The organism is Streptococcus sp. 9.1(2021) (assembly GCF_030466425.1).
GTDB lineage: Bacteria > Bacillota > Bacilli > Lactobacillales > Streptococcaceae > Streptococcus > Streptococcus wuxiensis.
In genome coordinates, this window is record NZ_JAGQFU010000002.1 from 369489 (window position 1) to 389175 (window position 19687).

The window sequence follows — 19687 nt, forward strand, 5'->3', positions numbered from 1 at the left end:
TGTCACTAACAGAGGTAATTTTTAACTATTTAATGTCAGCTTCTGCTGGCAGGTAAGAACCACCAAAGAACTGTTGAGATAGTTTTTCAAGGGTTCCGTCTTTATAGAGTTCTTGGATGCGTTTGTCCACAAATGCCTTCAACTCATCTTGACCTTTGGCAAGAAGTGGGTATACGTAAGGTTGTTGGTCGCTTGGAAGTTCGATGACTTTCAAGTTATCCAAACCTTGGTTTTTGATAACTGTCTCTACACCGATTTTATCAAAAATCTTGTAGTCAAATTGTCCATCGCTCAAACGAGACATGATTTGTTGGAAATCAGCCTTTGTGTAATTAAGGATAGTTGGATTGTCCGCATGTTCTGTGTTGTATGCTTCTAATTGTTTAGCTGAGGTTGTTCCTTGAACGACTTCCGTAGATTTTCCACCGATATCATCAAGAGACTTGATGCTAGTATCGTCCTTCTTCACAACAAGAACGTTAGGGTTTTTAGCAGTTGGCGCCGCGTAGAGGTATTTCTCTGCACGTTCTTTGGTATAACTGAGGTTGTTAACGGCAATTTGATAACGATCGCTATCAAGTCCCGGGAAAATCCCTGACCACTCTGTCTTTTCAAACTTGACAGTATACTTGTCTGAGTCTTTAAAGATAGCACGAATAAGCTCAATTTCGTAACCAGTCAATTCACCATTTTCTTCATAGATAAATGGTTTTGGTGATCCGTTAGTTGCTACGACGATTTCTTTTTTCGCTGATGCTGCTTCACCTGATGCTGCATCTTTCTTCTCACCGCCTGAGCAAGCTGCTAGTAAACCTGCAGCAACAAAACTAAGAGCAGCAAGAGATGAATATTTGACGATTTTCTTCATAATATTTCCTCCAAAATAGAATATAGTCTTATCTTAACAGAAAAAAAGCAATTGCGCTATTATATGATTTCTATCTTTGCCATAAGTTTTCTTTATAGCTGATTTAAAAGATAAAACGTAAGGCAGCAATCAAGACTACTCCAAAAAGAACTGTACCAACCAAATTGCGGTAACGGAAGGCAACAAAGGCTGTTGGAAAGACTACTATCAAGTCTAACCATTTGATTTGAGGAAAATTACCGACCTTACCTGTTGCCACACTTGATAAAATCAAAGCAAAGATAATAGATACAGGTAGAAATTTCAAAAAACGCTCTACGATTACTGGTAATCCTTTGTACTTAGCAAGGATGAAAGGAATCATTCTTGGAATCCATGTCACCAAGCCAGATAAGATAATTGCCATTAAAATATACTTACTGACCATCTAAGACCACCCCCATGGTACAACCTAGCAAGGTCGCAAACAGTACAGCTAGTGACTGGGACACCACTGTCAAAAGTATAAAGAAGGAAAGGGCAACAACTCCTAAAATGATGAAGAGGTTGCACAAGGGAATCCGTTTTTGCATAATTTGAAACTGAGATGCAAAAATTCCAATAAACATTCCGACCAAGGCAAAGTCAAGACCGAAAATCTCCGGATTTGGCAAAAGTCCACCTAGAGCAGTCCCGAAAACAGTCCCGACAAACCAAGCCAGATAGCTGTTAAGGTTGTTCCCGTGCATCCACATAGGATTGACCTTGTCCCTATGAACCAGCTCGCCCATCAAGACACCATAGGTCTCATCGGTCAAGATACTAGACATTCCGATATTATGCCAGAGACTAGTATGACGGAAATAGGTCGACGCATGTAAACTCAATAAAAAGAGACGCAGATTGATCAAAAAGACCGTCATGGCAATGGCTACTACAGGGGCTTGAACTGCTATCAAGGCTATCATGGCAAACTGGGCACTCCCAGCATAGACAAAGAGACTCATCAAGCCCATCTCTACAGGGGTTACATATGGAGCCCCGATAATCCCACAAGCAAGTCCGATGCTGACATAGCCTAAAGCGGTCGGCACTGCAGCCTGTGCCCCCTCCCAAAATCCTTTTTCTTTCATAAACCTCCTCATTCTTACAAATACAGCATTCTATTGTCACAAAGCGTTCAAAACAAGAACCCTAGGGCGACTACCACTGAGATTGATCTATGCGAATATTATATTGGTTAATCTCAGGTCTGTCATCATCCTCATATTTTGTAGGATAAACATCGATCCAGGGTTCTCTCAGTTGCCCTTTCAGTTTGACCTTAAACCGATAACCGACATCACCCCCGATCAAGGCATCAACTTTCAAAGACTGAAAATTTGGTAGAGCTTCGATTTCAGCTTTCATGTCTTGGGTCATCTGATAAAAGATTTCTTTCTGTTGAGCTTTGGAAGTCACAGGGAAATAAACCGACGCCCTTTGTAAACGATGTGATTTTGAAAAAGTAAAGGTCACGCGACCACTATAACCTTTCCATTTAAAATTTTCATAGTCGTAGAAAAGGCGCCCAGTTTTAAAGAGATAGGGATCTTTTGCACGCCAAGGATTGTGATAGCCTGTTTCTGTCTCTTCTACTATCTCATTAGGTTTTCCAAACACTTTTTCAACAGATTCGACAGGCATGTTAAGTGAAATAGAGTCAAACATGACCAATTGCGTCTTTTGAAACATCTGAAAAACCATTAGAGACAGCAACAATATCCCTAGGGCAAGTGCCATACTGATTATTTTTTTAAATCTCATATTTCTACTATACTAAAAAACTCGCGCATTTGTCCAAGATAAAAGAGTTAACGCTGAGCTAACTCTTTATTCCATAGTATCAAAAGCGAGACTTGGTTTGGCATTGAGGTCTAAGCCTGCAAAGTTTTCTTTGTTCCACTCACTAACGCTAGCATAGGCAATCATACCTGCATTATCTCCGCAAAGACGTAGAGGTGGAATGATAACCTTGACATCGGTGATTTCAGCTGATAAGCGTTCTCTGAGACCTTTATTGGCCGCCACACCACCAGCCACGACTAGGGTTTTAACAGGGTATTTCTCCAAAGCCTTCTTGGTTTTTGCCATGAGAATATCCATGACTGCTGCTTGGAAGGATGCAGATAAATCTTCCTTAGACAAACTTTCTCCCTTTTGCTCGGCATTGTGGTGAAGATTGATAAAAGCAGACTTCAATCCTGAGAATGAAAACTCCAGATTGTCTTCCTTAATCATGGCACGTGGGAAATCATACACATCCTGACCTTTATGGGCCAACTCGTCAATCTCACGACCTGCTGGATAGGTCAAGCCCATAACACGACCGACCTTATCATAGGCCTCACCAACTGCATCATCTCGGGTTTCGCCAACAATCTTGTAATCACCAGCCTCAGACACATAGACCAACTCTGTGTGTCCACCACTGACTAAAAGGGCTAACAAGGGGAATTCCAAAGGCTCGACACTTTGAGCTGCCATGAGATGACCAGCCATGTGATTAACGGGAATTAGAGGTAGTTCATGAGCCCAAGCAAAAGCCTTAGCAGCTGACAAGCCAACTAGCAAGGCTCCGACCAAGCCTGGTCCGTAAGTAACCGCAACAGCTGTCACATCCTCTTCGCTAATTCCTGCTTCTGCTAGCGCCTCCTCGATACAGGCTGTAATGACTTCAACATGGTGGCGGCTAGCCACTTCTGGCACTACGCCACCAAAACGTTTATGACTCTCAATTTGACTAGCAATGACATTGGACAAGAGCTCGTCATCATTTTTCAAGACGGCGACACTGGTCTCATCACAAGATGTCTCAAATGCTAAAATGTATCTATCCTTCATCTATTTCTCTCTTCATGATAATGGCGTCCTCGACTGGATCATGATAATAGGCCTTTCTCTCAGCGATAACTGCCATTTTTTCTTTCTTGTAAAATACTTGCGCTCGGTGGTTGGACTTTCTGACTTCGAGGAAAATCTCCTTGTCCGTCGGTAAAGTTGCAAACAAGTCTGATGCTATCCCCTGTCCTTGATAGGCTTTTTTGACAGCGATTTGCAGGACTTCTGCTTCAAAAAAATTCTCCTGAACTGCTAGAAAACCAATCACTTCTACCCCATCAAAAGCAAGAGCATACCAGGTCTGATCTTGAGATAGGTCTGCTTGGATTTGTTCCAAGTTCCAAGGGCTAACTGTGTAAACATCCGTCATGACAGCGTAAATTGCCTGTACCAAGTCAGGTTGCTGTTGGATTCGTTTGATTTCAATCATAGGCGTTTGATGTAAGATTCGCCAGACTCAGTGTGATTTTTGAGCCAATTTTCCTCAGCTTCGACACGTTTGAGATAGTTTGGCACAAAATCATGCAAGGAGTCTGCTTCCTTGTCCCAGGCCCAAAGAGCTAGATTGGCTGCATTTGGTAAGGTTTCTTGGTAGCTAGCCTGCGACAATTGTTCTTGAATCTGCTCCACAAAGGCTCCAACTTCTCCGACAAAGGTTACCTGATCAGCATCCTTAACTTTCTCTAAAACTTCTGCAAAAGACAAATGAGCTTCAGGAAAAACGGGATGGGTATTTTCATAAAATCCTGCATAAACATTATTACGACGTGCATCCATCAAAGGAACAACCAGACCTTCCTCTTGATTCGGTAGCAGAGCTAAAAGGCTCGACATACCTACCAACTCAATGTTTAAGGTATGAGCCAAGGTCTTGGCAGTTGCTACTGCGATTCGCAAACCTGTATAGCTACCCGGCCCCTCTGCTACGACGATTCGATCCAAATCCTTTGGCGTCAAATCCAAACTCGCCATCAAAAAATCAATAGCAGGCATGAGGGTAATACTGTGATTTTTCTTGACATTAATTGTCGTCTCGGCAAGAACTTGCTTATCCTCTAAAATGGCTAAAGACAGAGCCCTACTGGACGTATCAAAAGCTAATACTTTCATAACACATTCCTATCTTTTTGTCTGTTTACTATTATACTACAAAAGCTGACACATGGGAATTTTCTTTGTTTTGAAACAAGAATGCCCTGCCAAACAGACAGGACAAGCACTCAAGAATTCAAACCAAAGTAAAATACGAACCAGACCACATAGGTCACTAGGAGAAGGAAAAACGAATACAGAGTCACGAAGCCAATCTTCCATAGGAATTTGGCCTTCCGATACTCTAGCCGAGTATACAAAATATTTCCTCCGTAAACACAGGCAACAAATCCCGCAAAGGCCAGAAGACGAATGATAATAGCTAGTTGAAACATATCCTGCCCTCCTTCATAAGGAAAAACCTCTTTTCTAACTTTATTATAGCACGTGATTTCAAAGTCTTCAAATACTTGTATCGGGCAAAATGAAACACATTTCAAGCTCCTTACTTTCATGTTTCCTGCTTTTACTAATTCCCCTTTTTATGTTATAATTGAGATAATTGTAACGAATCAAGGTCAATACAGGCAGAAAATGAAATAGAAACAAACAGCTTCAAGCTGGTAATTTTTTGAATACAGCTGACCTGAAAACAGAAAGGAAACACATGATTTACAAAGTTTTTTATCAAGAAACAAAAGACCGTAGCCCACGTCGTGAAACAACACGCTCACTTTACTTAGACATTGATGCCAGCTCAGAACTTGAGGGACGTATCATTGCCCGTGAACTTGTTGAAAAAAACCGTCCAGAATTTAACGTTGAATATATCGAGCTCTTGTCTGACAAATTGCTAGACTACGAAAAAGAAACTGGCTCATTCGAAATTACGGAGTTCTAATATGGCCTATACTCTTAAACCAGAAGAAGTGGGCGTTTTTGCCATTGGTGGTCTAGGAGAAATCGGTAAAAATACATACGGAATCGAATACCAAGACGAAATCATCATCGTTGATGCAGGGATTAAATTCCCCGAGGATGACTTGCTTGGTATCGACTACGTTATCCCTGATTACTCTTACATTGTCGAAAATATCGACCGCGTCAAGGCTCTCTTGATTACACACGGACACGAGGACCATATTGGTGGGATTCCTTTCTTGCTCAAGCAAGCAAATATCCCTATCTATGCAGGTCCACTAGCCCTCGCTTTGATCCGTGGAAAACTCGAAGAACATGGCCTTTTGCGCAATGCTACACTTCACGAAATCAACCACAACACTGAGTTGACCTTTAAAAATCTTAAAGCAACTTTCTTTAGAACAACTCACTCAATCCCAGAACCTTTGGGAATTGTTATCCACACACCTCAAGGAAAAATCGTCTGTACCGGTGACTTCAAGTTTGACTTTACACCAGTTGGTGAACCTGCAGACTTGCATCGTATGGCAGCCCTAGGTGAAGACGGAGTACTTTGCTTACTCTCAGACTCAACAAATGCTGAAGTGCCAACCTTTACAAACTCTGAAAAGGTCGTTGGTCAGTCTATTATGAAGATTATCCAAGGTATCGAGGGACGTATCATCTTTGCATCCTTTGCCTCAAACATCTTCCGTCTCCAACAAGCAACTGATGCCGCTGTCAAAACAGGTCGTAAGATTGCTGTCTTTGGTCGTTCTATGGAAAAGGCTATTGTTAACGGAATCGAACTTGGCTACATCAAAGCGCCAAAAGGAACCTTCATCGAAGCAAATGAAATCAAAGATTACCCTGCAGGTGAAATTCTTATCCTTTGTACAGGTAGCCAGGGTGAACCTATGGCGGCTCTCTCTCGTATAGCTAACGGAACCCACCGTCAAGTGCAACTCCAACCTGGCGATACGGTTATCTTCTCATCTAGTCCAATCCCAGGAAACACCACTAGTGTTAACAAGCTGATTAACATCATTTCTGAAGCTGGTGTTGAAGTCATCCATGGTAAGATTAACAACATCCATACATCAGGACATGGTGGTCAGCAAGAACAAAAACTCATGCTCCGCCTCATCAAACCAAAATACTTCATGCCTGTTCACGGTGAATATCGCATGCAAAAAGTCCACGCTGGACTTGCCGTAGATACTGGAGTTGAGAAAGACAATATCTTTATCATGAGCAATGGTGATGTCCTTGCCCTTACTGCAAACTCTGCTCGTATCGCAGGTCATTTCAATGCTCAAGATATCTACGTCGATGGAAATCGGATCGGCGAAATCGGGGCGGCAGTCCTAAAAGACCGCCGAGACCTATCCGAAGATGGTGTCGTACTTGCTGTCGCAACGGTAGACTTTGAGTCTCAGATGATTATTTCTGGACCAGATATCCTTAGTCGTGGTTTCGTCTACATGCGCGAATCTGGCGACTTGATCCGTCAAAGTCAGCGCATCCTTTTCAATGCTATTCGTATCGCTTTGAAAAACAAGGATGCCAGCGTCCAATCTGTCAATGGTGCTATCGTAAACGCCATTCGACCATTCCTTTACGAAAACACTGAACGTGAACCAATCATCATTCCGATGATTCTCACACCAGATGAAGAATAAGAAAAATTCTCTGAAATCCTATGACTTCAGAGAATTTTTATTATTTAACGACAATTTCGTAACGAGTTTTGCTAGTGAAAGTCTCACCTGCTTTTAGAATGACTTGATCTTTCAGGTCACTGTGAATAGCATCTGGTAAAGCCTGTGCTTCAAGAGCAATCCCATTGTGCTGCATCATTGGTTGACCAGCGATGATGACACTCTCATCCACAAAGTTTGCGGTATAAACTACAAAGCAAGGAGCCTCTGTCTTGAAGAGCAGGAAGCGACCTGAACCTTGGTCATACAAGAAACCAGCATTGTCATGTCCTTCCGGAAGAGCAAATGGATGGTCCAATCCAGATACGAGTTGGATTTGCTCATCTTCTTCTGCAAATATATCTTTCAACAAGGCACCATTGTAGATGTGTTTAACCACATCACGATCGGCATCTGGAGTTTTAGCTGGGACACCATCAGGAGCGATTGGATAAATACCTTCTGTATTCAGTTGGAAGACATGGCGATCAACCGTCTGAGTAAAATCACCTGACAAGTTAAAGTAGCTGTGATTGGTTGGATTGACCAAGGTATCTTGATCTGTCGTTACCTTGTAGCTGATTTCATAGGCACCCGTTTCTTCCAAGTAGTAGCTAATCCAGATTTTAAGATTTCCAGGGAAACCTCCTGTCCCGTCTGTTCTTTCTGTGTAAAGAGTCAAGCCATGATCGCTCACCTCCACTAGCTCAAACAGACTAGAATCCCAACCTGTTGAACCGCTGTGGTTACAGTTGCTAGCATTGTTGACTTCGAGTTCATAGGTCTTCCCATTCAATTCGAATGTCGCACCTGCGATACGACCTGCCACTGGACCTACACTCGCTCCATGTTTAGGGCTATTTCCCACATAGCTTTCGAAATCATCAAAACCTAGGATAACATTTGCAAAATTACCAGCCTTATCAGGAGTTACATAGCGTAGAATCGTTGCACCATAGGTCATGATTTCTAGTTGGTATCCTGCTTCTGTTTCAAAGCGATAAGCGACAACATCCTTGTCATCAACTTTCCCAAATACACGTTCTGTGTATGTTTTCATCCTTTTCTCCTTATTATTTGAATTCGTGAATAATAACACCTTGAACGACGCGGTTTACTGTACCTGTAGGTGATGGTGTATCAGGTCTGTTTCCAACCTTAAGCGAAGTCAAAAGGGCAAAGAGTTGGGCATAAACGATGTAAGGGAAGACACGGTAAATATCGTTCAAGACACCGCCACAACCAAGTGCTACTTCTTTGACATTTTCAAGTCCAAAAGTTTGGTCACTCAAGAGAACAACGCGACGAGCAATTTTATCACCTGCAACTTCACGAACTAAGTCTAAGTCATACTTACGAGTATAGTCCGTTGTAGTACCAAAAACTAAAACTACAGTATCTTCATTGATAAGAGATTTTGGACCGTGACGGAAGCCGACTGGACTTTCATACATTGTCGCAACCTGACCAGCAGTCAATTCCAAAATTTTCAGTTGTGCCTCATGAGCAAGTCCGAAGAATGGACCTGCACCTAAGTAAATCACTCGGTTAAAGTCTAGGTCAACCAACTCTTTCACATCTGCCACATTGTCAAGAACTTTACGAGCAAGACTAGAAAGCACTTCAAAACGTTCAGCTTTAAGAGCAAATTCAGTTGGATCGAAGACCAAAAGTGCGGTCAACATCATTGAAGTAAAGCTTGATGTCATTGCAAAGCCAGCATCGTTAGAAGCTGCCGGCTGCAAAAGCAAGAGGTTGCGATCGTCACCGTGGGCTTGAAGTGCTAATTTCCCTTCAGCTGCACAAGTGATCGTTACTTGATAAAGCTCGTCAACTAAGGCTTTTGCTAAGTCAACGGTTGCTACACTCTCAGGTGAGTTTCCACTACGTGCGAATGATACCAAAACAGTTGCCACGTCTTTTTTCAAATAGGTTTGTGGGGTTGCAACGATATCTGTTGTAGCAATAGCATTGAAATTCCATTTACGTTCGTCATAGACTTCCTTGAAGTATGGAACTAAGGTGTCGCCTACATAAGCTGAAGTCCCAGCACCAGTCAGGATAACCTTAATGTAGTCATGTTTATCTGCAATTCCTTGCAAAAAGGCTGCAATTTCATCACGGCGTGCTTGGTATGATTCAAAAGCTTCCTTCCAAACATCTGGTTGTTGGTAAATTTCGCGTGTGGTGATCTCTGCTCCCAACTCAAGCAAATCTTCTTTTGTATAATCTAGCATTGAAAACCTCTAATCTAATATTGTTTCATGATTGAAAACATGGGAATGGGAGTCGCTCCCATTCCCATGTATATTTTCTATAAGATGATTTAACGTTTTAACGCAATCACATCTTATACTCAATGAAAATCAAAGAGCAAACTAGGAAGCTAGCCGAAGGCTGTACTCAAGTACGGCAAGGCGAAGCTGACGTGGTTTGAATTTGATTTTTGAAGAGTATTATTCATCTTCATCGTCGTCGAAGCTCGCCAATAAATCATTAACTTTCACAATGCTTTCTGAAGCACGACTCTTATAGTCCGCATCCATTCCAGTTAGGCTTGCATTGATAAACTCAATGACCATTGGAAGGTTCATTCCTGCATAAAGTTCAATGTCACGACCTTCCATAATCAAACGGCTCACCACGTTACATGGAGTTCCGCCAAGAAGATCCGCAAAGACTAGGAAATCATCCAATCCTTCAACAGCAGCTTCAAATTTAGCAGTAAATTCTTCTGGTCCATCTTCTGGAAGAAGAGCAACCGCATGAATATTGTCTTGTGGTCCCATAATCATCTCTGTGCTACCTTTAAGTTCTTCACAGAAACGACCGTGGCTCACTAGAATTAATGATTTAGTCATAAATTATGCGCCCATTCCAAGTGCAAATTTACCAAAGGCAGAAAGAGCCAAGGCAAGCACGATAATGATACCGATAGCTTTTGTAGAGTTCATACCCTTCTTACCAAGCAACCAGAAGATGAAGGCAGTGAAGATTGCTGGAAGCAAACGTGGGAAGATTGAGTTCAAGATATCTTGGAAGTCAATCATCTTTTCACCGATTGGCAATTTGTATGAAATTTCAAAGTTGATCATTGTTGCTACAAGAGCACCCATCATGAACACACCAAGTACAGATGCAGCTTCAATCAAAGCTGTCAAAGTACTTTGCATGTTGTTGATAAGGTTAACCCCTTCTTTGTAGGCAAATTCCAACTGTTTCCAACGGAAGATGTCATACGCTACTGCAACTGCAATCCAAAGGAAGATACCCCAAGGTTGACCAGCGATAGCCATTGTTGCAGCGATAGATCCCATGATAGCAGGTACAAGTGAACCAAAGATAGTATCTCCAAGAGGAGCGAATGGTCCCATCAAACCTGTCTTGATACCGTTAACCGCATCTTTAGAGACAACGCCATCTTTTTCTTCCATGGCAAGGTCAAAACCAACGATGATTGTGTGGAAGAATGGTGAAGTGTTGAAGAATTGAGTATGAACTTTCATCATTTCTTTCAACTCAGGAGTTCCATCTCCATACATTTTACGCAATTGTGGCAAGATCATGTATAGGTAACCTGATGCTTGCATACGTTCGTAGTTCCATCCCAATTGGAAAGTGAACAAGCTACGTTTGTTAATTTGATTAAAATCTTCTTTTGTTAATTTGTAATTAGAATTCGTCATCTTCAATTTCCCCACTTTCTGATGGTGTAGAAGGTGCTGCTACAGCAACTTTTTGGCTGTTCTTGAAGTGAACAACTGCAAGGAAGATACCCACGATAGAGATACCGATCATAGACAATCCTTTGAAGTTGTTAACAAAGCCAATTTTTTCAGCAACTTCAGCAGGAAGAGTGCTAATGATACCAGCAACTGCTCCACCAAGACTTGTTACGTTTGAGTAAAGAACAGTCAACATTGCTGTCAAACCAAATCCCATAGCAAGGTAGTGAAGGTTACGTTTAACTGGAAGGTAACGAAGCAAGATAGCGAATCCAAGACCTGGAAGCATACGACCTGCAAGAGTCAAACCGTCTGCAACCCATTGGTATTCTTTAACAAGGTTTACAACACCTTGTACGAATTCTCCACCGAAAGCAAGGGCGAAGAATACTGGAAGGGCACGAGATAGAGCCCAAGGAAGCGCACCAAGAAGATAGTTACGTTCGATTCCTTTGTAGTCAAAGCGTTCAATCGCAGCGTCAATACGGTGAGCGAAGAATGTTGTAGTCATACGACCAAGTACGTCGAAGTAAGTCAAAAGTGCTGCTACTGGTACAGCGATTGTAGTGATCGCAAGGTCTGTTTCGATTCCTTGTGAAACTGAGAAAGCAGTCGCAAGAACCGCACCAGAAGTTGCGTCAATACGAGAAGCACCACCGAAGGTACCTACCCCAAGTACGAACAACTGCAAGCTACCACCGATAAACAAACCAGTTGTCAAATCTCCCATGACTAAACCAGTAATGAAACCAGCGAATACAGGGGAACCTGCAGAAGAAACGATCGTCAACTCATCACAGATTTGATAAGCTGAGTACAGAGTGAGAAGTAAAATTTGCCACCATTGTATCATAACAATGACCTCCTAAAAATTTTTTCCTATTTTAATAAGCTCAAAAAGTCTGAAACTGGATCATTTGGAACCATTTGAGCAGTAAGTTTAACACCTTTTTCCGCTAATTTACGGAAATCTTCTACATCTTTATCAACAACGTTAATAGAACGTGTGATCGCACGTGTTTCTGGTGTTTGAGACATGTTGCCGACATTGACAGTTTCAAGTGGCACACCTGCTTCTACCAAACCGAGGAAACGGTCAGGTTTGCGTGCTACAATCAAAAGACGTTGGCTATCGTATTTACCAGCAAGGATATTCGCTGCTGCTTTATCAACTGGCAAAATACTAAGTTTTACACCTGGTGGTGTTGCGAGTTTCAAGCCGCTTTTTTCAACGTCGTTGTTCACAACATCATTGTCAACGACCATGATACGTGAAACATTAAGTTTAGCAGACCAAAGGTTTGCTACTTGTCCGTGAATTAAGCGCCCATCAATACGGCATCCTACAATTGTCATAAGTTTTCCCCCTTTATAAGTTTTAGTGTAGGTTTACAAGTTAAATGTATGTGTTCCTTATATTCCCCTTCTGTTTCAAAGATAATGATGCGGTTGGCACCTTCTTTGAGATAGCTATGTGGAATATAAAGAGATAAGGTTGGACCGACATTCCAGAAACGACCTAGATGATGTCCGTTGATATAAGCAATCCCTTTACCAAACTCAGATAAGTCTAAGTAAGTATCCTTTGGCGCCTCAACTTCAAAGTCAAAGGCGTAAAAGGCGGGTTGCCCTTCTGTCCATCCCTTAGAGAAATCAATATTCTCTGGGGTATCAAGAGGAAGTGGATATTGCTTCCAGTTGAGCAAGAAATGCAAATCTTTACAAACACCTGTGCGAATTCCTTTTCGCTGCGTATCTGCTAAGAATTTGTGTCCATAGTTGACACGCCCCATATTTTCAATGAGGATGTCAAATCTAGAGAGCGCTTTCTTTTCACCTTGATAAAAGATATCTTCACCGATTTCTGTTTGGTACTGTGTTGCCACCCATTTACCATCGATAAAGAGCTGAGCTCTATCACGTCCGTCAATAATTCGAATGCGTTCTTCATCCGCATCCCAACTTGCTTCCGTACGATAGAGTAGGTAGCCGTAACCTTGTCCTAGCTCTTCCATTTTCTTAGGATAGAGACTTTCGATAGGACTTGTCAGGCTATCCAAGGTTTCAAACAAGGAAACTTTTTCAACTAGCGGAATTGCTTCTACTTCCATACTCTCTTTGTAAAGCGGTTCAGATTGCGGATACTCAGGATAGTAAGTCGCCATCATTTCTTTCACTGCGAAATATTTAGCAGTTGGGTTACCAGCTTCATCAAGAAGAGCGTCATAATCATAAGATGTTACTTGTGGTAAATCAATGGTTCCTCGAGCTGAACAACCATTCATAAAACCAAAGTTGGTTCCGCCATGGAACATGTAAAGGTTAATAGAGCCTTGCTCTAAAACCTCGTGGACAGCTTCTGCTAATTCCTCAGGTTCACGCTTGATGATTGGTTCTTTCCATCGATTGAACCATCCATCCCAGAATTCCATACACATGAGTGGCCATTTCTTGCCGTGCTCATCAAAGAATTCTTGCATCTGTGAGAAATTATAAGCAGCCTTGGAACCAAAGTTCCCTGTCACAAAGAGATCATCCTCAATTAAGGTTCCAGCCTTAAGAGTTGCTCTCCATGGTCCATCTGATGTGAAAAGCGGACAAGTAACTGCTCGTTCTTCCATCAAACGTCGAATTTCCCTCAAGTAGGTCTTGTCCTCGCCATAGGATCCGTACTCATTTTCGACTTGCATCATGAGAATATTCCCACCGTTTTCCAATAATCTCGGAACTAGACGTGGAAGCAACTGATCATAGTAGCGACCAACCGTGTCAATGAAAGCTGGGTCAGATGACCGTATTCTCATATCCTTGGTCAAGAGCCATGCTGGTAAACCACCGAATTCCCATTCTGCACAGATAAATGGAGAAGGACGTACAATTGCATATAAGCCCAAATCTTGTGCAGCTTGAAGAAATCTCTCTAAATCAAGATTGCCTTCAAAGTTAAAGTTACCTTCAGCAGGTTCATGCATGTTCCAAGCAACATAAGTCTCAACCGTATTGAAACCTAGTGCCTTGAGGTTATACAATGAATGATGCCAATCTTCCGCAGGAACTCTAAAATAGTGAATGGCGCCAGACAAAATCTTGAATGGTTTCCCATCCAGATAGAAATCATCTTTAATTTCAAATCTTGCCATTCTTCCTCCCCTAAAAGCGAAAAGTTTGCGCTTTCATGTATTGTTATATCAACTATAAACTAATCGGGGATTAATGTCAATACTTTTTGAAATTTTCTTTAAAATTTTTCTATTTTTTTACTGAATCTTTTCTAAAACTCTTCTCAAATCCCATAAAATCAACATTCTGAAAAACTAATGAAATTAAGGAGGAAAACACGAATTATTTATATCTATCCTAAATTCTTATTCCGATATTTTAATTTTTTTTGTGCTTTTCAGCTATTTTTTAGATTTTATGTTAAAATGATAAGTGGAGAAGGAAAAAAATGAGGTGAAAATATGGCAATTCCAAAGTACCAATACATTAAAGATGAATTGAAAAATAAGATCATTTCTGGTCAATTTGCTAGTGGAGATAAGTTCTACACTGAAGCAGAATTGATTTCCATGTATGATGTTAGTTCAATCACAGTCGTTCGTGCCTTGAACGACCTTGCCAAAGATGGATATATTGTCCGCCAACAAGGTAAAGGAACTTTCGTAGCTCGTGCACGTAAACATAAACTCGTTGAATTTTCTGATGTAGAAATCTTCGAAACCAAAGATGATAAAGTAACTGTTCTTTCTATCGAACGTGGGAACGATCTTAAATATTTAGAAAAACTTGGCCTACGCGGCGATCAATTCTATTATAAGATTGAACGTGTTCGTGAAACAAATGGCGTTACCTATATCTATCACAATTCATACATTCCTGAACAATACATCAATGCCAACTATCCAAATCTTGAATACTATAGTTCTATCTATACTCGTTTCAAATTGGACTACCACATTCACATGAATGACGAGCATTTTGAAGAAATTAACGAAATTGTATTTCCGACTCCAAAACATGCCGCTTCTATTTTAGGAATCGACACTAAATTCCCAACTGTTTTCCAAACTAAGACAACTCAGCTTGAAGCAACTGGTCAAGTTTTGGAATACATCGAAACTTATAAACGTTCTGATTTCTACAAAATTAAATTCATTTCTTGTGACCGTGGTCACTAATTTATAAAAATCCTGAGGCAACTGTCTCAGGGTTTTTATATACCCATTATAGCATCAGCTCCCTTCCCTGGAAATAGCATTTCAAGCAATTCTATAATTAGTAACCTTTTTACTAAAAAATAGTCAAAATTAGAAAAATATATCTTAATTTATAAATTATTCTATTTTTTATAGTAATTTCCTCAAAAACTTGACTTTATTTTAGTTAGAACATAAAATAGAGTTAGTATGTGAAAACGCTATCAAAAATATAAAAGGGGAGGTTTTTTAATGAAACCAGAAAATAAACAGCGCTTCTCTATTCGTAAATATGCAATCGGAGCAGCTTCTGTATTGATCGGATTTGCCTTTCAGGCGCAGGCCGTTACTGCTGACGGAGTCGTACCTGCTCCAACAGAAAATCAGCCTGCTGTCCAAACCACTGGAGAAGTCACTCCACCAACGAGTGAAGAAAAACTCGAGACTGCTCCAACAACAGAAAACGCTACTCCAGCTGCTCCAGTAGCAACTACTGAAGCTCCAAAAGTTGAAGTTGCTCCTGCACCTGCCGTAGCAGAACCAGTCACAGCAGAAGGAACTCCAGCTAAGGCAGAAATTACTGAAGAAGCTAAGAAGACAGAATCTGAAAAAGAAGAAAACAAAGAAGTTGCTAAGGTCGAAGCACCCGCAGTCGCTACAGAACGAGCAGCTCAAGTGAATGAAAAACTGGCTAAAAAGAAAATTGTTTCTATCGATGCTGGACGTAAATACTTCTCTCCAGACCAACTGAAAGAAATCATCGACAAAGCCAAACACTATGGTTATACTGATCTTCACCTTTTAGTCGGAAATGATGGCTTGCGCTTCATGCTTGATGATATGTCTCTAACTGTAGGTGACAAAACTTACGCAAGCGATGATGTCAAACGTGCTGTTGAAAATGGAACCAATGCCTACTACAATGATCCAAACGGTAATCATCTAACTGAAAGTGAAATGACCGACTTGATTGGTTATGCTAAGAATAAAGGTATTGGACTTATCCCAACAGTCAATAGCCCTGGTCATATGGATGCTATCCTTAACGCCATGAAAGAACTTGGCATTGAAAAACCTAACTTCAACTACTTTGGTAAAGAATCAGAACGTACAGTTGACCTTGACAACGAAAAGGCTGTTGCCTTCACAAAAGCTTTGATTGATAAATACGCTGCTTACTTTGCTGGCAAGTCTGAAATCTTTAACATCGGTTTGGATGAGTATGCTAACGATGCTACTAATGCCAAAGGATGGAGTGTACTTCAAGCCTATAAATGGTATCCAGAAGATGGTTTCCCAGACAAGGGTTATGATAAATTCATCGCCTATGCTAATGACCTAGCTCGTATCGTCAAATCTCACGGTCTGAAACCAATGGCCTTCAATGACGGTATCTACTATAATAGCGATACTACTTTTGGTACCTTTGACAAAGACATCATCGTGTCTATGTGGACTGGTGGCTGGGGCGGTTACGATGTCGCTTCTTCTAAACTACTTGTTGAAAAAGGGCACGAAATCCTCAATACTAATGATGCTTGGTACTACGTTCTCGGCCGTAATGCTGATGGACAGGGTTGGTATAACCTAGACCAAGGTTTGAACGGTATTAAGAGCACACCGATTACTTCTGTTCCAAAAACTGAAGGTGCCGATATCCCTATCATCGGTGGTATGGTAGCTGCTTGGGCCGATACTCCATCTGCCCGCTACTCTCCATCTCGCCTCTTCAAACTCATGCGTCAATTTGCAAATTCAAATGCTGAATATTTCGCTGCTGACTACGAGTCTGCTGAACAAGCTCTTAAAGAAGTACCAACTGACCTTAGTCGCTATACTGCAGAAAGCATTGCTGCCGTTAAAGAAGCTGAAAAAGTCATTCGCTCTCTTGATAGCAACCTTAGCCGTGCTGAACAAGATAGCATTGACCAAGCAATTGCAAAACTTCAAGAAGCAGTTAGCAACTTAACCTTCACACCAGAAGCTCAAAAAGAAGAAGATGCCAAACGTGAAGTTGAAAAACTTGCCAAAAACAAGGTTATCTCAATCGATGCTGGACGTAAATACTTCACTCTAGACCAACTCAAACGTATCGTAGATAAAGCCAGCGAACTTGGTTACTCTGACCTTCATCTCCTCCTTGGAAATGATGGACTTCGCTTCCTCTTGGATGACATGACGATCACTGCAAACGGCAAGACCTATGCAAGTGACGATGTTAAAAATGCCATCATTGAAGGAACAAAATCTTACTACGACGATCCAAATGGAACAACTTTGAACCAGGCTGAAATCACTGAACTTATCCAGTATGCTAAAGATAGAGGCATTGGAATTATCCCTGCCATCAACAGTCCTGGCCACATGGATGCTATGCTTGTCGCTATGGAAAAATTGGGCATTGCAAACCCTCAAGCTAACTTTGACAAGGTTTCAAAAACAACCATGGACCTTGAAAACGAAGAAGCAATGAACTTTACAAAAGCCCTTATCGGCAAATACATGGACTTCTTTGCAGGCAAGACTAAGATCTTTAACTATGGTACAGATGAGTATGCCAACGACGCTACTAACGCTCAAGGTTGGTACTACCTCAAGTGGTATGGACTCTATGGTAAGTTTGCAGATTATGCTAATGGTCTAGCTGCCATGGCTAAAGAAAAAGGTCTGCAACCAATGGCCTTTAACGATGGTTTCTACTATGAAGATAAGGACGATGTTGAGTTTGATAAAGATGTTATCATCTCTTACTGGTCTAAAGGTTGGTGGGGTTATAACCTTGCATCTCCTCAATATCTAGCAAGCAAGGGGTATAAGTTCCTTAACACTAACGGAGACTGGTACTATATCCTCGGTCAAAAACCTGAAGATGGTGGAGGCTTCCTCAAGAAAGCTATCGAAAATACTGAAAAAACTCCATTCAACCAGCTAGCTTCAACTAAATATCCTGAGGTTGATCTACCTACTGTTGGTAGTATGGTAGCTATCTGGGCAGATAGACCAAGCGCTGAGTACAAAGAAGAAGAAATCTTTGAGCTCATGACTGCATTTGCAGATCACAACAAAGACTACTTCCGTGCCGATTACAAGGCTCTACGCGAGGAACTTGCTCAAATCCCTGAAAACTTAGAAGGATATAGCACAGAAAGTCTCGATGCTCTCAAGGCTGCTAAAGAAGCACTAAACTACAATCTCAACCGTAATAAACAAGCTGAGTTGGATACACTTGTAGCTAACCTTAAAGCAGCAAGACTTGGTCTCAAACCAGCTGCAACTCACTCAGGAAGCCTTGATGAAAATGAAGTTGCTGCCAACGTTGAAAACCGACCAGAGCTTATCACAAGAACGGAAGAAATTCCATTTGAAACTGTCAAGAAGGAAAACCCTAACCTTCCAGCAGGACAAGAAAAAGTTGTCACTGAAGGTGCAAAAGGTGAACGTACAATCTACGTCTCAGTTACTACTGAAAATGGTAAGGAAACCGAAACAGTTCTTGAAGAAAAAGTCACAAAAGAAGCTGTCAACAAAGTGGTTGAAGTTGGAGCTCCTGTTACTCATGTCGGCGACGAAGAAGGAGTTGCTCCTGTTGCGGATGCCAAACCACGTGTTGTCATCGAGGACGAAGAAATTCCGTTTACAACTATCACTCGTGAAACTGATGCATTGCCTAAGGGAGAAACTCGTGTCGTAACTGAAGGTGTTAAGGGACGTCGTAGTCATTTCTACTCTGTGTCTACTGCTGCTGACGGAAGCGAAGTGAAAACATTGGTTACTAGTGTCGTTGCTCAAGAACCAGTTACTCAAATCATCGAAATCGGAACTCCAGTCACTCACGTAGGAGACGAAGAAGGAGTTGCCCCTGTTGCAGATGCCAAACCACGTGTTGTCATCGAGGACGAAGAAATTCCGTTTACAACTATCACTCGGGAAACTGATGCATTACCTAAGGGAGAAACTCGTGTCGTAACTGAAGGTGTTAAGGGACGTCGTAGTCATTTCTACTCGGTGTCTACTGCTGCTGACGGAAGCGAAGTGAAAACATTGGTTACTAGCGTTGTTGCTCAAGAACCAGTTACTCAAATCATCGAAGTTGGGACTCCTGTAACACATGTGGGAGATGAAAAAGGTCTAGCTCCTGTTGCGGAAGAAAAACCAGCACTAGAGATTCCAAATATACCGGCTCCTATTGCAGAAGAAAAACCAAAATTAGAAATTCCAAGTAAACCAGCTCCAGCAACTGTTCCTGCCGAGGAAAACAAAGCTCTTCCTCAAGCCCTAGCTCCTGTGGCAAAAGAAAATAAACTTCCTGAGACAGGAAGCCAGGGTTCAGAATGGTTGATTGCTACTGGTCTTATGGCTGCACTCACAGCATATGGACTTAGCAAGAAAAAAGATTAAGCATAAATA

Annotated in this window: 19 protein-coding genes; 4 read left to right on the plus strand and 15 right to left on the minus strand. The window is 41.5% G+C overall.

The window, feature by feature from the left end; all coding sequences use genetic code 11:
* Positions 1-25 precede the first annotated feature (25 nt).
* The 8 genes from KBU52_RS07515 to KBU52_RS07550 form a co-directional block, all read right to left on the minus strand.
* Positions 26-868: an amino acid ABC transporter substrate-binding protein gene (locus KBU52_RS07515; RefSeq protein WP_254724651.1), complete on the minus strand. Its 843-nt coding sequence runs from the start codon at positions 866-868 to the stop codon at positions 26-28.
* A gap of 103 nt (positions 869-971) precedes the next feature.
* Positions 972-1295: an AzlD domain-containing protein gene (locus KBU52_RS07520; protein WP_254724650.1), complete on the minus strand. Its 324-nt coding sequence runs from the start codon at positions 1293-1295 to the stop codon at positions 972-974.
* On the minus strand, positions 1285-1980 hold the full coding sequence (locus KBU52_RS07525) for an AzlC family ABC transporter permease (RefSeq protein ID WP_254724649.1): 696 nt from the start codon (positions 1978-1980) through the stop codon (positions 1285-1287). The genes KBU52_RS07520 and KBU52_RS07525 overlap by 11 nt, the downstream gene beginning before the upstream one ends.
* 70 nt (positions 1981-2050) lie before the next feature.
* Positions 2051-2653 (minus strand): hypothetical protein, encoded by a 603-nt coding sequence (locus KBU52_RS07530; RefSeq protein WP_254724648.1) that lies wholly within the window; start codon positions 2651-2653, stop codon positions 2051-2053.
* A gap of 66 nt (positions 2654-2719) precedes the next feature.
* Positions 2720-3730 (minus strand): tRNA (adenosine(37)-N6)-threonylcarbamoyltransferase complex transferase subunit TsaD, encoded by a 1011-nt coding sequence (tsaD, locus tag KBU52_RS07535; RefSeq protein WP_254724647.1) that lies wholly within the window; start codon positions 3728-3730, stop codon positions 2720-2722.
* Positions 3720-4157, minus strand: coding sequence for a ribosomal protein S18-alanine N-acetyltransferase (gene rimI, locus KBU52_RS07540; protein WP_254724646.1), 438 nt, complete (start codon positions 4155-4157; stop codon positions 3720-3722). Before rimI ends, tsaD begins: the two co-directional genes overlap by 11 nt.
* The gene (tsaB, locus tag KBU52_RS07545) at positions 4154-4837 is read right to left on the minus strand and encodes a tRNA (adenosine(37)-N6)-threonylcarbamoyltransferase complex dimerization subunit type 1 TsaB (RefSeq protein ID WP_254724645.1); all 684 of its coding nucleotides are present in this window, start codon (positions 4835-4837) and stop codon (positions 4154-4156) included. Before tsaB ends, rimI begins: the two co-directional genes overlap by 4 nt.
* 110 nt (positions 4838-4947) lie before the next feature.
* Positions 4948-5154, minus strand: coding sequence for a hypothetical protein (locus KBU52_RS07550; protein WP_025170512.1), 207 nt, complete (start codon positions 5152-5154; stop codon positions 4948-4950).
* 272 nt (positions 5155-5426) lie between these two features.
* Here KBU52_RS07550 and KBU52_RS07555 point away from each other — a divergent pair, with 272 nt between their 5' ends.
* Positions 5427-5660: a DNA-dependent RNA polymerase subunit epsilon gene (locus tag KBU52_RS07555; RefSeq protein ID WP_004250411.1), complete on the plus strand. Its 234-nt coding sequence runs from the start codon at positions 5427-5429 to the stop codon at positions 5658-5660.
* Between the two features lies 1 nt (position 5661).
* Positions 5662-7341, plus strand: a complete 1680-nt coding sequence (locus KBU52_RS07560) for a ribonuclease J (protein ID WP_254724644.1) — start codon at positions 5662-5664, stop codon at positions 7339-7341.
* A 40-nt stretch (positions 7342-7381) separates the two neighbouring features.
* Here KBU52_RS07560 and KBU52_RS07565 read toward each other — a convergent pair whose 3' ends face one another.
* The 7 genes from KBU52_RS07565 to KBU52_RS07595 all read right to left on the minus strand — a co-directional run bounded on the left by KBU52_RS07565 (position 7382) and on the right by KBU52_RS07595 (position 14224).
* The gene (locus KBU52_RS07565) at positions 7382-8419 is read right to left on the minus strand and encodes an aldose epimerase family protein (protein WP_254724643.1); all 1038 of its coding nucleotides are present in this window, start codon (positions 8417-8419) and stop codon (positions 7382-7384) included.
* 13 nt (positions 8420-8432) lie between these two features.
* A complete protein-coding gene (locus KBU52_RS07570) occupies positions 8433-9596 on the minus strand; it encodes an SIS domain-containing protein (protein ID WP_254724642.1) in 1164 nt (387 codons plus the stop codon).
* Positions 9597-9815: 219 nt separating this feature from the next.
* Entirely contained in the window at positions 9816-10220 is a 405-nt protein-coding gene (locus KBU52_RS07575) for a PTS sugar transporter subunit IIA (protein ID WP_000167445.1), read from the minus strand.
* Between the two features lie 3 nt (positions 10221-10223).
* Positions 10224-11045 carry a PTS system mannose/fructose/sorbose family transporter subunit IID gene (locus tag KBU52_RS07580; RefSeq protein ID WP_006152801.1) on the minus strand — a complete coding sequence of 274 codons (822 nt, stop codon included), beginning with the start codon at positions 11043-11045 and terminating at the stop codon, positions 10224-10226.
* Positions 11032-11937 carry a PTS mannose/fructose/sorbose/N-acetylgalactosamine transporter subunit IIC gene (locus KBU52_RS07585; protein ID WP_254724641.1) on the minus strand — a complete coding sequence of 302 codons (906 nt, stop codon included), beginning with the start codon at positions 11935-11937 and terminating at the stop codon, positions 11032-11034. The genes KBU52_RS07580 and KBU52_RS07585 overlap by 14 nt, the downstream gene beginning before the upstream one ends.
* Positions 11938-11963: 26 nt before the next feature.
* Entirely contained in the window at positions 11964-12440 is a 477-nt protein-coding gene (locus KBU52_RS07590) for a PTS system mannose/fructose/N-acetylgalactosamine-transporter subunit IIB (protein ID WP_006152970.1), read from the minus strand.
* Positions 12437-14224, minus strand: coding sequence for a beta-galactosidase family protein (locus KBU52_RS07595; protein WP_254724640.1), 1788 nt, complete (start codon positions 14222-14224; stop codon positions 12437-12439). The genes KBU52_RS07590 and KBU52_RS07595 overlap by 4 nt, the downstream gene beginning before the upstream one ends.
* Positions 14225-14545: 321 nt before the next feature.
* On the opposite strand from KBU52_RS07595, the gene KBU52_RS07600 reads away from it, so the two are divergent.
* Positions 14546-15262, plus strand: coding sequence for a GntR family transcriptional regulator (locus KBU52_RS07600; RefSeq protein WP_006153065.1), 717 nt, complete (start codon positions 14546-14548; stop codon positions 15260-15262).
* 270 nt (positions 15263-15532) lie between these two features.
* Complete coding sequence (locus tag KBU52_RS07605) at positions 15533-19678, plus strand: family 20 glycosylhydrolase (protein ID WP_254724639.1); 4146 nt, start codon at positions 15533-15535, stop codon at positions 19676-19678.
* The last annotated feature ends 9 nt before the right edge of the window (positions 19679-19687 follow it).

Coding starts and splice junctions, on each gene's coding strand:
- KBU52_RS07515 (WP_254724651.1), bottom strand. CDS start 868: ATGAAGAAAATCGTCAAATATTCATCTCTTGCTGCTCTTAGTTTTGTT.
- KBU52_RS07520 (WP_254724650.1), bottom strand. CDS start 1,295: ATGGTCAGTAAGTATATTTTAATGGCAATTATCTTATCTGGCTTGGTG.
- KBU52_RS07525 (WP_254724649.1), bottom strand. CDS start 1,980: ATGAAAGAAAAAGGATTTTGGGAGGGGGCACAGGCTGCAGTGCCGACC.
- KBU52_RS07530 (WP_254724648.1), bottom strand. CDS start 2,653: ATGAGATTTAAAAAAATAATCAGTATGGCACTTGCCCTAGGGATATTG.
- tsaD (WP_254724647.1), bottom strand. CDS start 3,730: ATGAAGGATAGATACATTTTAGCATTTGAGACATCTTGTGATGAGACC.
- rimI (WP_254724646.1), bottom strand. CDS start 4,157: ATGATTGAAATCAAACGAATCCAACAGCAACCTGACTTGGTACAGGCA.
- tsaB (WP_254724645.1), bottom strand. CDS start 4,837: ATGAAAGTATTAGCTTTTGATACGTCCAGTAGGGCTCTGTCTTTAGCC.
- KBU52_RS07550 (WP_025170512.1), bottom strand. CDS start 5,154: ATGTTTCAACTAGCTATTATCATTCGTCTTCTGGCCTTTGCGGGATTT.
- KBU52_RS07555 (WP_004250411.1), top strand. CDS start 5,427: ATGATTTACAAAGTTTTTTATCAAGAAACAAAAGACCGTAGCCCACGT.
- KBU52_RS07560 (WP_254724644.1), top strand. CDS start 5,662: ATGGCCTATACTCTTAAACCAGAAGAAGTGGGCGTTTTTGCCATTGGT.
- KBU52_RS07565 (WP_254724643.1), bottom strand. CDS start 8,419: ATGAAAACATACACAGAACGTGTATTTGGGAAAGTTGATGACAAGGAT.
- KBU52_RS07570 (WP_254724642.1), bottom strand. CDS start 9,596: ATGCTAGATTATACAAAAGAAGATTTGCTTGAGTTGGGAGCAGAGATC.
- KBU52_RS07575 (WP_000167445.1), bottom strand. CDS start 10,220: ATGACTAAATCATTAATTCTAGTGAGCCACGGTCGTTTCTGTGAAGAA.
- KBU52_RS07580 (WP_006152801.1), bottom strand. CDS start 11,045: ATGACGAATTCTAATTACAAATTAACAAAAGAAGATTTTAATCAAATT.
- KBU52_RS07585 (WP_254724641.1), bottom strand. CDS start 11,937: ATGATACAATGGTGGCAAATTTTACTTCTCACTCTGTACTCAGCTTAT.
- KBU52_RS07590 (WP_006152970.1), bottom strand. CDS start 12,440: ATGACAATTGTAGGATGCCGTATTGATGGGCGCTTAATTCACGGACAA.
- KBU52_RS07595 (WP_254724640.1), bottom strand. CDS start 14,224: ATGGCAAGATTTGAAATTAAAGATGATTTCTATCTGGATGGGAAACCA.
- KBU52_RS07600 (WP_006153065.1), top strand. CDS start 14,546: ATGGCAATTCCAAAGTACCAATACATTAAAGATGAATTGAAAAATAAG.
- KBU52_RS07605 (WP_254724639.1), top strand. CDS start 15,533: ATGAAACCAGAAAATAAACAGCGCTTCTCTATTCGTAAATATGCAATC.